Source organism: Streptomyces sp. CNH287, assembly GCF_000424825.1.
Window position 1 is genome coordinate 260,612 of sequence record NZ_AUKQ01000004.1, and the last position, 13,474, is coordinate 274,085.

Here is a 13,474-nt window from a genome sequence, read left to right on the forward strand (position 1 = left end):
GGAGACGGAGACCGAGGAGGGCATCGTGTGAGCCATTTCGACCTGGCCAAGCTGCTGGCCGAGCGCGGCGGGGAGGGTTACGCGCTGCACTCCCGGTATCTCAACCACCAACTGCCCCGGATGCTGCGCACCATCGGCTTCGACAACGTCTACGAGCGGGCCGAGGGCGCCTACTTCTACGACGCCGAGGGGCGGGACTACCTCGACATGCTCGCCGGCTTCGGGGTCATGGGCCTGGGCCGGCACCATCCCGTCGTGCGGCAGGCGCTGCACGACGCGCTGGACGCCTCGCTGGCGGACCTCACCCGATTCGACTGCCCGCCGCTGCCCGGGCTGCTGGCCGAGAAGCTGCTGGCACACGCGCCCGGAATGGAGCGGGTCTTCTTCGGCAACAGCGGTACGGAGGCAGTGGAAACCGCCCTCAAATTCGCCCGGGCCGCCACCGGAAAACCACGAGTTCTCTATTGTGACCACGCTTTTCACGGACTCACCACAGGTGCGCTATCAGTCAACGGCGAGGGTGGATTCCGTGAAGGTTTCGCACCGCTGCTGCCCGACACGGCGATTCCGCTCGGTGATCTGGACGCGCTGGCGCGGGAGCTGAAACGCGGTGACGTGGCCGCGCTCGTGGTCGAACCGATCCAGGGCAAAGGCGTGCACGCGACCCCGCCGGGGTACCTCAGGGCGGCGGGGGAGGCCCTGCGCCGCCGGGGCGCGCTGCTGATCGTGGACGAGGTCCAGACGGGGCTGGGCCGTACCGGCGACTTCTTCGCCTACCAGCACGAGGAGGGCGTCGATCCGGATCTGGTCTGCGTCGCCAAGGCCCTCTCGGGCGGGTACGTGCCGGTCGGCGCGACACTGGGCAAGGAGTGGATCTTCAAGAAGGTCTACTCCTCGATGGACCGGGTGCTGGTCCACTCGGCCAGCTTCGGTTCCAACGCGCAGGCCATGGCGGCGGGCCTGGCCACCCTCCAGGTCATGGAGGACGACGACCTCACCGCCCGCGCCCGCCGCGTCGGCGACCTGCTGCGCTCCCGGCTGGCCGAGCTGGTCGGCCGCTACGAGCTGCTGCACGAGGTGCGCGGCCGGGGCCTGATGATCGGGATCGAGTTCGGCCGCCCGTCCTCGCTGCGCCTGCGCAGCCGCTGGACGATGCTCCAGGCTGCCCGCAAGGGGCTTTTCGCGCAGATGGTGGTGGTGCCCCTGCTGCGCCGCCACCGCATCCTGACGCAGGTCTCCGGGGACCACCTGGAGGTGATCAAGCTGATCCCGCCGCTGATCGTCGGCGAGCCGGAGGTCGACCGCTTCGTCACGGCGTTCACCGAGGTCATGGAGGACGCGCACAACGGCGGCGGGCTGATGTGGGACTTCGGCCGCACCCTGATGAAGCAGGCGGTCGCGGGCCGCCGGGAACCGTAGCGCCGAGCCGCCCGGCCTCCGGCCGCGGGCGGCTCGGCCCGGGTCACCCCGGCCCGTCGAGCAGCCGCTCCCGCAGGCGCTCGCGCGTGGCGGGGGAGAGGCGCAGGCCCTCGGTGAGGTAGGCCTCGGTGCCGCCCCAGCCGTCGTCCATCGCCTCGAAGGCGGCAGCCAGGTAGCCGGGACGGGCGTCGAACAGCGGCGCCAGCAGCTCCAGGACCTCCGCGGAGAGCCCGCCCTCGGCGCCCTCGGAGCGGTGCACGCGGTAGCGGTGGTGCGGGGCGTTCGACTCCAGGTAGTCGCTCTCGATGGCCTCCCGGTGCACGCCCACGGCCAGCAGGGTCACAGCCACCGTGAGGCCCGCCCGGTCCTTGCCCGCCGCGCAGTGCAGCAGCGCGGGCACGCTCTCCCGCGCCAGGGCGTGCAGGACCCGGCTGTGCTCCGCGGTGCGTTCGTGCACCATGGCGCGGTACGTCTCGGCCATCCGTGCGGCGGCCTGCCCGTCGGAGAGCACCGCACGCAGCTGGGTGAGGTCGCCGTCGCGGACCATCTTCCAGAACTCGACGCCCTCGGCGGGGTCGCTCAGCGGGATGTTGACGTTGCGGGTGCCCGGCAGTGCCGCGTCCGGGCCCTCCAGGGCCTGGTCCGCGGCGTTGCGGAAGTCGAAGACGGTGTGCAGCCCGAGGCCGCCGAGGAAGGCGACGTCCTCGGCGGTCGCGTGCGCGAGGTGCCCGCTGCGGTAGAGGACGCCGTGCCGCAGCCGGCGCCCGCCGGACGCCGGGAGGCCGCCGACGTCGCGGAAGTTACGCACCCCGCTCAGTGTGGGCCTGGCGGACTCCTGTGTCACGGGTAACTCCTTCGATCCGCGGTCGCCTTCCCGCCGGGAGCGGAGAGGCACGAGAGACGCGGTACGAGAATACGCAGAACGCCGACATGGATGCCGGGGGCAACGAGTCTCCGGCCGGGGCCGTGCGCCAGGATGATCCGCCCCGGCGCGGCATATGACTCCGGGGTCATGCTGCGGAGGGCCCCGGTTGACGTTCCGGTTCCGCCTGGAACGCATTGGCGCGGGCGGCTCCGCGCATTCCGTTTCGGCCCCGTCCTGCGGCGGGAGCGTGGGGGGTCGGGCCTTCACCGACCCCTGGTCATGTAACTTCCCTATTCCACAAGGGAGTTATGATCTGTGCGCCCGTTCAAACGCGTGCCCGACAGGTTCACTCGTTAGGAGCTGGCGTGGGGTGGCGAATATGTCATACGCGCCTGCTCGGCGTCGTCGTGACGGTTAGCGTGGCCACGGCACTGTGAGAGTCGGCGTGCCCTCGAGCAAGCCCGACAGACAGACCTCAAGTCAACCGAGGAAACCGATGCCTGAACCCCCGAGTTACGCGGTGCAGACAGGAAGGGGAACTTCCGCTCCCGCTCACGCGGTCGCGGTCCCGTCCAGCTCGCCCGAGCCGCACGCGCGGCCCGGCCGCGGCCACGCGCGTGAGACGGCCGGCGACGCGGCGCTCCGCCGCCGTATGGTCCGCCTCGCCGTCCTGCCCACCAGCCTCGTGGCCGTGCTGGCCGCCGCCGTGGTGACGTACGTGATCACCGCCCAGGGCGCCGACTCCGGCGTCGACGGAGCGACCCTGTGGGGTCTCCTCGCCGGCTCGCTGCTGGTGACCTGCGCGGTGGCGGTCGGCGCCGGACTCTTCGCCTCCTCCGAGGCGCGCACCACCATCGAGCGGTACGCCGCGCTGCGCCGCGCCTCCGAGCGCAGCCAGTCCGAGGTCCGCGCCCAGCTGCGGCGGCTCGAGCGGGGTGAGCGGCCCCAGCCGGCCGGCCTGCCCGCAGTCCCGGCCGCGGCCGAACCCTCCGGCGACGCGCTGGACGCGCTCGCCCAGGAGCTGACCCTCGCCCAGCGCACCGCCGAGACGGCCGTGCTGGAGGCGGCGTCCCTGGTCCGCGCGGGCACCAGCGGCAGCGAGGAGAAGGTCGAGGTCTTCGTCAACCTCGCCCGCAGGCTCCAGTCCCTCGTCCACCGTGAGATCGAACTGCTGGATGAGCTGGAGAACGAGGTGGAGGACCCGGACCTGCTCAAGGGCCTCTTCCATGTGGACCACCTGGCCACCCGCATCCGACGGCACGCGGAGAACCTCGCCGTGCTCGGCGGCGCCGTGTCCCGGCGCCAGTGGACCCGCCCGGTGACCATGACCGAGGTGCTGCGCTCCTCCATCGCCGAGGTGGAGCAGTACTCGCGGGTCAAGCTGGTCCCTCCGATCGAGGGCACCCTGCGCGGCCACGCGGTGGCCGACGTCATCCACCTGCTGGCCGAACTCGTCGAGAACGCCACCGTCTTCTCGGCCCCGCAGACCCAGATCCTGCTGCGCGCCCAGCACGTGACGGCCGGACTCGCCGTCGAGGTGGAGGACCGCGGCCTGGGCATGGACGCCGACGAGCAGCAGCGCATGAACACGCTGCTCTCCGATCCCGAGCAGTTCGACGTGGGCGAACTGCTCTCGGACGGCCGGATCGGCCTGTTCGTGGTCTCCGCGCTCGCCCGGCGGCACGGCATCGTCGTCCAGCTCCAGAGCAACATCTACGGCGGTATCCAGGCGGTGCTCGTGCTGCCGCAGGTGCTGCTCGGCGACCCGGGCGAGGGTGCCAAGCAGGCGGCGGCCCCGGCGCAGAGCGCGGTGAACGCGGCGGCGCAGATGCGCGCGGAGCGGGCCGAGCTGTCGCACGTCGAGGAGCACCACCGGGCGACGGCCGCGCAGTCGGCCCAGTCCGCGGGGCAGCAGCCGCCCGCGCACGCCGCCGTACCCCCCGCCCGGTCCGTGCCGCACGCGCACTCGGCTCCGCAAGGGGAGTTCACGCGGGAGACGCAGTACGGGCAGCACGGGCAGCACGGCGGCCACGGGCAGCACGCACGGCCCCCGGAGCACGGCGCCCCGGCGCAGCCGGGCCCCTACGCGTCGTCCGCCGACCCGTACGGGCAGCACGGTGCGTCGCTGCCCGCCCCGTACCGGACCGAGCCCGCGGGTGCGCACGCCTCGCCCGTGCCGCCGCCCCCAGGTCCGCCGGCCGCACCGCACCCCATGGCCGCCCCGGCTCCCGAGGCGTCCGGCGGTCCGCGGCCCCAGCTGCCCAAACGCCGTCGCCAGGAGCACCTGGTGGCGGAGCTGCGCGAGCCGCCACGCGCGCCCGCAGCCTCGGACGAGCCGGAGGCCGGACACGATCCGGGCCTGATGGCCGCCTTCCGCCGGGGCACCCACCTCGCGGACGCGACCGGCGAGACCCCCTCCACCCAGGCCGGGGACACTCCCCGGCCCGCCCCGTAAGAGTTCCGCAGAGCATGAGTGACCGATCAGCTCGCGGTGTCCGCCGCGCCGCGTCCTGCACCGTCCCGGCTCCGCTCCCGGTTCCCGGACGCCGGGCGGGCGCGTGCCGGGCACCGCGAGCCGATCGCCGCTTCGGTGCGGAGTTCCCCCGGTGCCCCCGCCCTTCCGTCCCGCTCGCGGAGCCCGGCAGGCGTGACCGCCCCCGGTCGCACCGGGAGCCGCGCGGCGCCGGGGCGTTCGGGCAGGCCGCCGCCCCCGACCACGAGGAAGCTCCTCCGTCTTGCAGTTGCACGCGCCTGCCTCCCCCCGGACCGGTGGGCCCGGGGGCAGGACGGTGCCACTTTGAAGAGACCCCCTGGGGGCCGCCGCCGACGCTCCGCCCCGCCCATGGCTCCACCCCTTCGCGGGGTGCCTCCCGGACCGGCAGGTCCGGGAGGGGGCGGTCCCGCGTCGACGACAGCCCCAGCCGCCCCTCGCCTCTCAAGGAGAAGAACGCGATCATGGTGAGCGAAGCGCCCATCGGCCAGACGCCGGATCTGTCCTGGCTGTTGACCGGACTCGTCCAGCGCGTACCGCACTCGCGCAGCGCCCTCCTCCTGTCCTCGGACGGCCTGGTGAAGGCCGCCCACGGGCTGGATACCGACACCGCAGACCATCTGGCCGCCCTCTCCTCCGGGCTCTACTCGCTGGCGCGCAGCGCGGGCGTGCGGTTCGGCGACGGAGGTGAGGTACGGCAGGTCGTCGTCGAACTCGACACCTCCCTGCTGTTCGTCTCCACCGCCGGGCAGGGCGCGTGCCTGGCCGTGCTGGCCGGGAGCGAGTCGGATGCCGCCGTGCTGGGCTACGAGATGGCGATGCTGGTCAAGAGCGTCCGCCCGTACCTGGCGACGCCTGTCCGGCAGCCGGCGGGGCACTGAGAGGATGACCGAACCCGTGGAGGGCCCGTGGCTGGACGGTGATGCGGGACGGCTCGTCCGTCCGTACACCGTCAGCGACGGCCGTACGAAACCCTCGGCACACTTCGACCTGTTAACCCTGGTGATGGCCACCGGGACACGCCCCAACAGCTACCTGGGCCCCGATCACTCCCATGTGCTCGGCCTGTGTGGCGGTCCCCTGTCCGTCGCCGAGATCGCCGCGCACATCCGACAGCCCGCCGTGGTCACCAAGGTCGTGCTCTCGGACCTGGTGGACTGCGGTGCCATTACCGCCCGCGCGCCCGAGCGGGCGCCGCTTGGCTCCGACCCGACCGACCGAGACCTGCTGGAGGCGGTGCTGGATGGGCTCCGTAAACGACTCTGACCTCTTTCCGACCGCGCTGAAGATCCTGATCGCCGGGGGGTTCGGGGTAGGCAAGACCACCCTGGTCGGCGCGGTCAGCGAGATTGAGCCGCTGAGCACCGAGGAACTGCTGACCCAGGTCAGTGTCGCCACGGACAGCCTGGAGGGGGTGGAGAAGAAGACCACCACCACGGTCGCCATGGACTTCGGCCGGATCACGCTCAGCGCCGACCACGTGCTCTACCTGTTCGGCACCCCGGGCCAGGAGCGCTTCTGGTTCATGTGGGACGAGTTGTCCGCGGGCGCGCTGGGCGCCGTCGTCCTGGCGGACACCCGGCGGCTGGAGCAGTGCTTCGCCGCCGTGGACTTCTTCGAGCGCCGCGGCATCGGCTTCATCGTCGCGGTCAACCAGTTCGACGGCGGTTTCCACTACGACCCGGAGGAGGTGCGTGCGGCCATAGACCTGAAGCCCGACGTCCCGGTGGTGCTCTGCGACGCCCGGCAGTCGGGTTCCGGCACCCAGGTACTCGTATCCCTTGTCCAGCATCTGATCGACTCCAGGAGTCAGCATGTCAACGTCCTATGACCCCACGTCCCACCTGCTTCTGACTCCGGAGGACACCGACGCGCCCGAGCGGGTCGTGCGGCTGCGGGAGCTGGGGATAGGGGAGGCCCCCGTCCCCGAGTTCGACGAGTTCGCGCGCAGGCTCGCCAACATCACGGGCGCGCCGTACGCGATGGTCAACTTCATCGACGAGAACCGGCAGTACTTCGGGGGCCTGTACGCGCCCGCCGCCGACCACGCGGTCGGCCTGGGCCCGGCCGCGCCGCAGACCACGGGGGTGGGCCGGGTGATGGCCCGCGACCACGGCTACTGCCCCCATGTCGTGGTCCGGCGCAAGGCCCTGGTGCTGGAGGACGTCTGCGACTACCCGCGTTTCGCGGGCAATCCGGTGGTGGACGAGATCGGTATCCGCTCCTACATGGGGGCCCCGCTGATCGACCGTACGGGCATGGCGCTGGGGACGGTCTGTGTGGTCGCGCAGGAGCCGCGCCCGTGGGGGCGCCAGGGTCTGGAGACCATCAAGGCGATGGCCGCCGAACTGGTGGACCAGATCCACCAGCGGGAGCACGAGGGCGCGTGAGGGCGCGGGGCGGGGCCGGGACGCGCACGGAACCCGCCCGGCACGACTGAGCCGGACGCGCCTGGCGGCGCCGTCCGGTTCAGCGGGCGCGGTGCGGTGCTGCGGGCGCGGCCCGGCCCGGCGGGGTGCGGCGCCGTGTGACCGCGCGCGGGCCGGGTCAGCACAGCGCGGTCGGTTCCCGCTGGACCATCTCGGCCAGCTGGTGCGACCAGGCGTCCTTCGCCGTGCCCAGCGCCACCTCCCCCAGCCGCAGCCGCTGGACGTCCGAGGTGCCCGCGGGGGCGAAGATGTGGTGCGCGTCGCGCAGGTAGCGCTCCACGGGCCGGTCGGTGAAGAGCCCGGACGCCGCGTGGATCTCCATCGCGTTGCGGGCCGAGTCGAGGGCGTACTCCACGTTCACCAGCTTCGCGTTCATCAGCTCCGCGTCGCAGGACACCCCCCGGTCCAGCAGGTGCACGGCGTGGTAGGCCGCGAGCCGGGCCGTCATCAGCCGGGACTGCATCTGGCCCAGCTTCAGCTTGATGGCGCCGAGATCAGCTAACGGGGCTCCGTAGCGCTGGCGTTCGGTGCAGAAGCGGGTCGTCTCGTCCAGGATCGCCTGGTGGATGCCGAGGGAGACGGCCGTGAGGTTGGCGCGTCCGTAGAGCACGCTGGAGGAGTAGGCGACGGCGAGGCCGTCGCCCTCCGCGCCGAGCATGTTCGCCGCCGGGACACGGCAGTTGTCGAACCGCAGCTCCCCGAAGCTGAAGCCGTGCAGCCCCATGGCGGGCTGCTGCTCGCCCAGGCTGAAGCCGGGCCGGTCGGACTCCACCAGGAACGCCGTCAGCCCCTTGGAGCCCGGGCCGGTGCGCACGACGACACCGTGCAGGTCGCCCACGTGGCTGTTGCCGACGAAGACCTTGCTGCCGTTGAGGAGGTAGTCGTCACCGTCGCGGACGGCGCTGCTGGTCATGCCCAGCACATGGCCGCCGGAGCCCGGCTCGGTCACGGCGATGGTCGGCAGGCAGTCGCCGGAGGCGATGGCCGGCAGCCAGTTCTTCTTCTGCTCCTCGTTGCCGAAGTGGACGATCTTGGCGACGCCGAGCTGCGACGCCTGCACCATCGCGCCCATCGCGCCGCTCTCGCGGGACAACTCCTCGATGATGACGGTCTTGGCCAGGTGGCCTGCGCCCATACCGCCGTAGCCGCGCGGCACGGTGGCGCCGATCCACCCCTGACGGGCTATCAGCCGGGACAGCGCGTGTGACACCGTCCGCGCTTCTTCCATCCGGGGTATCCGGGGCCTGACCTCCCGCTCCGCAAACTCTCGCACTTCCTGACGCAGCTGTTGATGGTGCTCGTCGGTGAAGTAGCGATCCATGGTGAGTCCTCCTTGGCGAGGTCCTCCGCTCGCGCACCGAGCGGGGTCGTGCTGCGGCAGCGTCTACCGTCCTCGTCGCGACCGACACCCCCACATCGTCTACGGCCGCGAGAATAGTTCAAGATCGTTCCGTCAGGTTGTCCGAATCCCCATCCATCGCGATGCCGGCGACGGCGTGCGGGCTCGCCCGGGGGCCGTCCGGACCGCGACCGGTGAGCGTACCCCGTGAGCATTACCCACTGGCATACGCGCGCTACCCCCCGAAGTCGCCAAGGATGAGTGGGAATTGCGGAGCTGTGGTGCCTGTGCGGCGCGCGTCCCGCGTATTTTCGCGACGGTGTGCGAACAACCTCGACGGAGAGGCGGAAATCGGACAGGAGTGTGCCGCGTGCGAGGTGCGCCCGGTGTGGTGAGATGGCGGCACGCGCCCTGCCGTACATCCTTCACGCCGGGCCGCGCGGCGGCTACGGTTACCCGCTGCGGGTGATCGACACGAGAGGGGCGGCACGGTGGACGTACGGGACGACTTCACACCGGCAGCGGACGGCACGCCCGTCGCCACCCTCACCTGGCTGCCCGAGGGCCCGCCGCGCGCCCTGGTGCGCCTGGTGCACGGCGCGGCCGAACACGCCCGCCGCTACGACCGCTTCGCCCGCGTGCTGACCGCCCGCGGCTACGCCGTCGCCGCCTCCGACCACCGGGGCCACGGCGGCACCGCGGCGTACACCGGCGGCCTGGGCGTGGTCGGCCCCACGGACGGCTGGCGCGCCACCGTGCGCGACCTGCGTGCCGTCGGCGACCGGCTGCGCGCCGAACTCCCCGACGGCACCCCGCACGTCCTGCTCGGGCACAGCATGGGCTCCCAGCTCGCCCGCGACTACGCGCAGGAGCACGGCGCGGAGCTGGCCGGGCTGATCCTCTCCGGCACCTTCCGCTCGCTGCCCGGCTGCGAGCCCGAGAGCGCGCTGCGGCGGCTGGAGGCGGAGATCGAGGAGGGCGGCCGGTCGGCCCTCTCCGGCTTCCTCCCCGAACTCTTCGGCGCCTTCAACGACCCCTGGACGCACCGGACCGGATTCGAGTGGCTCTCCCGCGACGACGCGGAGGTCGACCGCTACGCGGCGGACGCACGCTGCGGCTTCCCCTTCAGCGCCGGGCTCTCGCTGGACTGGGTGCGCGGGGTCCGCAAGATCAACGCTCCGGAGCAGCAGGCCCGAATCCCGCGCGGACTGCCCGTCCACCTCGCCGTCGGCGACCAGGACCCCTGCCACGGCGGCATGAACCTGGTGTACGAGCTGCTGGAGGACTTCCGCTACGGGGGCGTCCGCGACCTCGGCTGGCGCGCCTACCCCGGCGCGCGGCACGAGATCCTCAAGGAGACCAACCGCGACGAGGTCACCGCGGACCTGCTGGAGTGGCTGGACGCCCACCTGCCGGCCGCGGGCGTCGGCCGGTGGTGACCGGGGGCGGGTGCCGGCCGCCTGCCCGGCCCGCGGCCACCCGGGCGGGCCTCAGCCCGGCGGCGTGCTCCCGGGAGCGCCCAGGATGCCCTTGGACCAGCAGGCGTTGATCTCGCTCGGCGAGGAAGGCCGCGCGTAGTACCAGCCCTGCGCCGTGTCGCAGCCCAGCTCCCGCAGCTGCTGCGCCTGCGCCTCCGTCTCCACGCCCTCCACCGTCACCCGCAGCCCCAGCGCGTGCGCCAGCGACACGATGCCGCCCACGAACGTGACGTCCACCGGGTCCGCCGGGTGCCGCTGGAGGCCCTGGGTGAAGGAGCGGTCCAGCTTGAGCGTGGTGGCCGGCAGGCGGCGCAGGTTGGCCAGGTTGGAGTACCCGGTGCCGAAGTCGTCGAGCGCGATCTCCACGCCCATCTCCGCGAGCTGGCGCAGCGGCTTCAACTCGTCCTCGTCCGCGCCTATCAGCGCGCTCTCGGTGACCTCCAGGCACAGCGTGGACGGCGCCACCCCGGCCGCCTCCAGCACCGCGACCGTGTCGGGCACCAGATCGGGGTGGTGCAGCTGGCGCGGCGAGAGGTTGACGTTGACCCGCAGCGGCTGGTCGCGGTCCTGCTCCACCCCGGCCGCCGCCAGCTGGTGCTCCCACGTGCACGCCTGCCGTACCGCCTGCTCCAGCACCCAGCGGCCCAGCGGCACGATCAGGCCGGTGTGCTCGGCGAGCGGGATGAAGCGGTCGGGGCCCAGCCGCCCGTGCACCGGGTGGTGCCAGCGCACCAGCGCCTCGGCGCCGTCCACCCGGCCGTCGCTCATCCGGATCAGCGGCTGGTACTCGAGGAAGAACTCGTCCCGCTCCAGGGCGCCCGGGAGCCGGGTGGTCAGGCTGTGCCGGTCTATCGCGCGGGCGTCCGAGTCGGGGTCGGCCAGCTCGTAGCGGTTCCCGCCGCCGTCCTTCGCGCGGTACATGGTGATGTCGGCGCTGCGCATCACCTCGGCCGGGCCCAGCTCGCCGCTGGGGCCCTCGACGATGCCGATGCTGGCCCGTACGGACAGCTCCCGGCCGTCGATGGTGATCGGGGTGGCCAGGGCCGCCAGGGCCTGGCGGGCCAGCTCGGTCACCTCGTCGCGGCCGGACGGGTCGGTGATCAGCGCCACGAACTCGTCGCCGCCGATCCGTGCCACCAGGTGGCTGGGCGAGGTCGCGCAGGACTGGAGCCGTTCGGCGACCGAGATGAGCAACTGGTCGCCGACGGCGTGCCCCAGGCTGTCGTTGACGGCCTTGAAGCCGTCGATGTCGAGGTAGCAGAGGCCGAACCGGCGCGAGTGCTCCCCGGAGGCGAGGACCCGCTCCAGCCGCTCCGTGAACAGGGTGCGGTTGGGCAGGCCGGTCAGCTCGTCGTGGGTGGCCTCGTAGCGCAGCCGCAGATGCAGCAGCCGCCGCTCGGTGATGTCCTCCATCAGCGCGAGCTGGTAGCGCGGCTCGCCCTCGGCGCCGCGCAGCAGCGAGAAGGTGAGGTTGGTCCACAGGACGGTGCCGTCCGGCCGCGGGTAGGGCTTCTCGACCCGGAAGTGGTCGCGGTCGCCGCGCACCAGGTCCCGGTGCATGCGCCACAGGTCGGGGGCGTCGCCGGGGTGCACCCAGTCGTTGACGGTGCGCCGCCGCAGCTCCTCCTGGGAGCGGCCGAACATCCGGGCCATCGCCTCGTTGACGTCGCGGATGCGCCCGTCCATGTCCGCGATGCCTATGCCGATCGTGGCGTCGTCGAAGACCGCGCGGAACCGCGTCTCGCTGGTGTGCAGCGCCTCCTCGACCGCCGTCTGCGCGGCCAGCGCGGCCCGTGAGAGCGACTCCTGCTCGGACCGGGTGCGCTCGCGCAGGGAGCGGGAGAAGCCCGCCGCGATGGCGTGCTGGAGCCGGGCGCAGCGGGCGCGGCACTCGTCGACCGGCAGCGACGCGCCTGCGGTGCTGTAGAGGACGAGGTAGGACTCGACGACCCCGAGGATGTGCGGCAGCGAGGCCGGATCGGTGCAGTGCCCGGCGACCAGGGCCTCGCCGACCTCGACCCCGACGGCGGGGGAGAAGGGGTGGCCGTGCAGCGCGTCGCTGAGGCGCCCGGCCAGCGGCAGGAGGTACTCCTCGAACTCGGTACGCGTCATGGAGGTGGCCGTCGCCGGATAGACCGCGCGGCTCCAGATGGTCGCGAAGCGGCGGAGGCCGTCCGTCTCGGCCGACCTCGGTGCGTCCGGCGCGCGCTTCACCCGGGGTGCCCGGCCCGGGCGGGCTTGACGCCCACGCCGCACAGGCCCGTGAAGACCACCGGGTCCTCCTGCTCGGGCGGAGTCTCGGGACGCCAGCGGGGCATGGGGACCAGGCCGGGGTCGAGGATCTCGAACCCGTCGAAGAAGCGCCGCAGTTCGTCGCGGCCGCGCAGCGACAGCGGGGAGCCGATGCTGCGGTAGACGTCCATGATCTCGTCGCCGCGGGCCGGCCTGCGGGCCTCGTTCTCCGTGCTGGCGTGGCTGATGACCAGGACGCTGCCGGGCGCGAGCACGTCCCGGAACTCCCCGACGGTCTTCAGCGGGTCGTCCTCGTCGCCGATGAAGTGCAGCAGGGCGACCAGCAGCAGGGCGACGGGCCGTTCGAAGTCGAGGACCTCGGCGGCCTCGGGGCTGTGCAGCACGTCCTGCGGGGCGCGGAAGTCCGCCGAGACGACGGCTGCCTGCTTCGAGCCCTGGAGCACGGCGCGGCTGTGCGCGACCGCCACCGGGTCGCTGTCGACGTAGAGGACGCGGGCGTCGGGGGCCAGCCTGGTGGCGACCTCGTGCGAGCTGCCGAAGGTGGGGATGCCGGAGCCGATGTCCAGGAACTGCGTCACGCCCTGTCCCACCGCGTAGCCGACCGCGCGGCGCATGAAGGCACGATTCGCCTGTGCGATCTTGGGAACCCCCGGCCAGCCCTCGATCGCCTTCCGCGCGGCAGCCCTGTCCACCTCGAAGTTGTGCGATCCGCCGAGGTAGTAGTCGTACATGCGGGACACGCTCGGGACAGTCAGATCTATGCCCTGTGGGGCCCAGGCGGGACGTTCCATCAAGGTCTCCAGCTTTGTCATCGGCTTGCCGGTCGGGACCGAGGTTACTGACCCCACGGCGGCGGGGGTGCGGAAACAACGACTCAACGGCTGGATCTTGTCACGAAGTTCAGGCCTCCGACCCTTGGGAAGGGAAACTCTGTGCGATACGGAGGGCCTGTCTCCGTTCTACCCTCCGCGCCGTGCCGCACTCGCGCCGCGCCGGTGCGCACCGGCGTCCCACCCCCCCTCGGGGCAGGGCCGACGGCTCCCGGGTGCCGCCCGGGCGGCGACGCCTGCGGACGGTCGGCGGACCGCCGGTGCCGGGCCGCCCGCGCGGGCATCCCGTCGCGGTACATGCCGTGCGCATGTGCACACATCGGATGAAGGGCCGGTGAACAGACCGGGAAGCGCCGGTACGAGGATCGGC

11 protein-coding genes are annotated in these 13,474 nt (G+C 72.5%); 7 read left to right on the forward strand and 4 right to left on the reverse strand.

The features are described from left to right. Positions 1-27: 27 nt before the first annotated feature. Positions 28-1,419 carry a class-III pyridoxal-phosphate-dependent aminotransferase gene (locus tag H299_RS0104110; protein ID WP_027747376.1) on the forward strand — a complete coding sequence of 464 codons (1,392 nt, stop codon included), beginning with the start codon at positions 28-30 and terminating at the stop codon, positions 1,417-1,419. A 43-nt stretch (positions 1,420-1,462) separates the two neighbouring features. Here H299_RS0104110 and H299_RS0104115 read toward each other — a convergent pair whose 3' ends face one another. Further along, entirely contained in the window at positions 1,463-2,263 is an 801-nt protein-coding gene (locus tag H299_RS0104115; RefSeq protein ID WP_027747377.1) for a tyrosine-protein phosphatase, read from the reverse strand. Between the two features lie 517 nt (positions 2,264-2,780). On the opposite strand from H299_RS0104115, the gene H299_RS32070 reads away from it, so the two are divergent. The 5 genes from H299_RS32070 (at position 2,781) to H299_RS0104140 (ending at position 7,165) form a co-directional block, all read left to right on the forward strand. Next, complete coding sequence (locus H299_RS32070; protein WP_078512452.1) at positions 2,781-4,739, forward strand: sensor histidine kinase; 1,959 nt, start codon at positions 2,781-2,783, stop codon at positions 4,737-4,739. A gap of 500 nt (positions 4,740-5,239) precedes the next feature. After that, a complete protein-coding gene (locus H299_RS0104130) occupies positions 5,240-5,656 on the forward strand; it encodes a roadblock/LC7 domain-containing protein (RefSeq protein WP_027747379.1) in 417 nt (138 codons plus the stop codon). Positions 5,657-5,660: 4 nt separating this feature from the next. Continuing rightward, on the forward strand, positions 5,661-6,041 hold the full coding sequence (locus H299_RS38010; protein WP_078512453.1) for a DUF742 domain-containing protein: 381 nt from the start codon (positions 5,661-5,663) through the stop codon (positions 6,039-6,041). Beyond that, positions 6,019-6,606 carry an ATP/GTP-binding protein gene (locus H299_RS0104135; protein WP_027747380.1) on the forward strand — a complete coding sequence of 196 codons (588 nt, stop codon included), beginning with the start codon at positions 6,019-6,021 and terminating at the stop codon, positions 6,604-6,606. The genes H299_RS38010 and H299_RS0104135 overlap by 23 nt, the downstream gene beginning before the upstream one ends. After that, positions 6,590-7,165 carry a GAF domain-containing protein gene (locus H299_RS0104140; protein WP_027747381.1) on the forward strand — a complete coding sequence of 192 codons (576 nt, stop codon included), beginning with the start codon at positions 6,590-6,592 and terminating at the stop codon, positions 7,163-7,165. Before H299_RS0104135 ends, H299_RS0104140 begins: the two co-directional genes overlap by 17 nt. Before the next feature lie 157 nt (positions 7,166-7,322). Here H299_RS0104140 and H299_RS0104145 read toward each other — a convergent pair whose 3' ends face one another. Next, positions 7,323-8,525 (reverse strand): acyl-CoA dehydrogenase family protein, encoded by a 1,203-nt coding sequence (locus H299_RS0104145; RefSeq protein ID WP_027747382.1) that lies wholly within the window; start codon positions 8,523-8,525, stop codon positions 7,323-7,325. 509 nt (positions 8,526-9,034) lie between these two features. On the opposite strand from H299_RS0104145, the gene H299_RS0104150 reads away from it, so the two are divergent. Continuing rightward, complete coding sequence (locus H299_RS0104150; RefSeq protein WP_027747383.1) at positions 9,035-9,982, forward strand: alpha/beta hydrolase; 948 nt, start codon at positions 9,035-9,037, stop codon at positions 9,980-9,982. Between the two features lie 51 nt (positions 9,983-10,033). On the opposite strand, the gene H299_RS32075 is transcribed toward H299_RS0104150, so the two are convergent. Both H299_RS32075 and H299_RS0104160 read right to left on the reverse strand, forming a co-directional pair. Then, positions 10,034-12,235, reverse strand: coding sequence for a GGDEF and EAL domain-containing protein (locus tag H299_RS32075; protein WP_051262168.1), 2,202 nt, complete (start codon positions 12,233-12,235; stop codon positions 10,034-10,036). After that, positions 12,232-13,065, reverse strand: coding sequence for an SAM-dependent methyltransferase (locus H299_RS0104160; RefSeq protein ID WP_027747384.1), 834 nt, complete (start codon positions 13,063-13,065; stop codon positions 12,232-12,234). The genes H299_RS32075 and H299_RS0104160 overlap by 4 nt, the downstream gene beginning before the upstream one ends. Positions 13,066-13,474 lie beyond the last annotated feature (409 nt).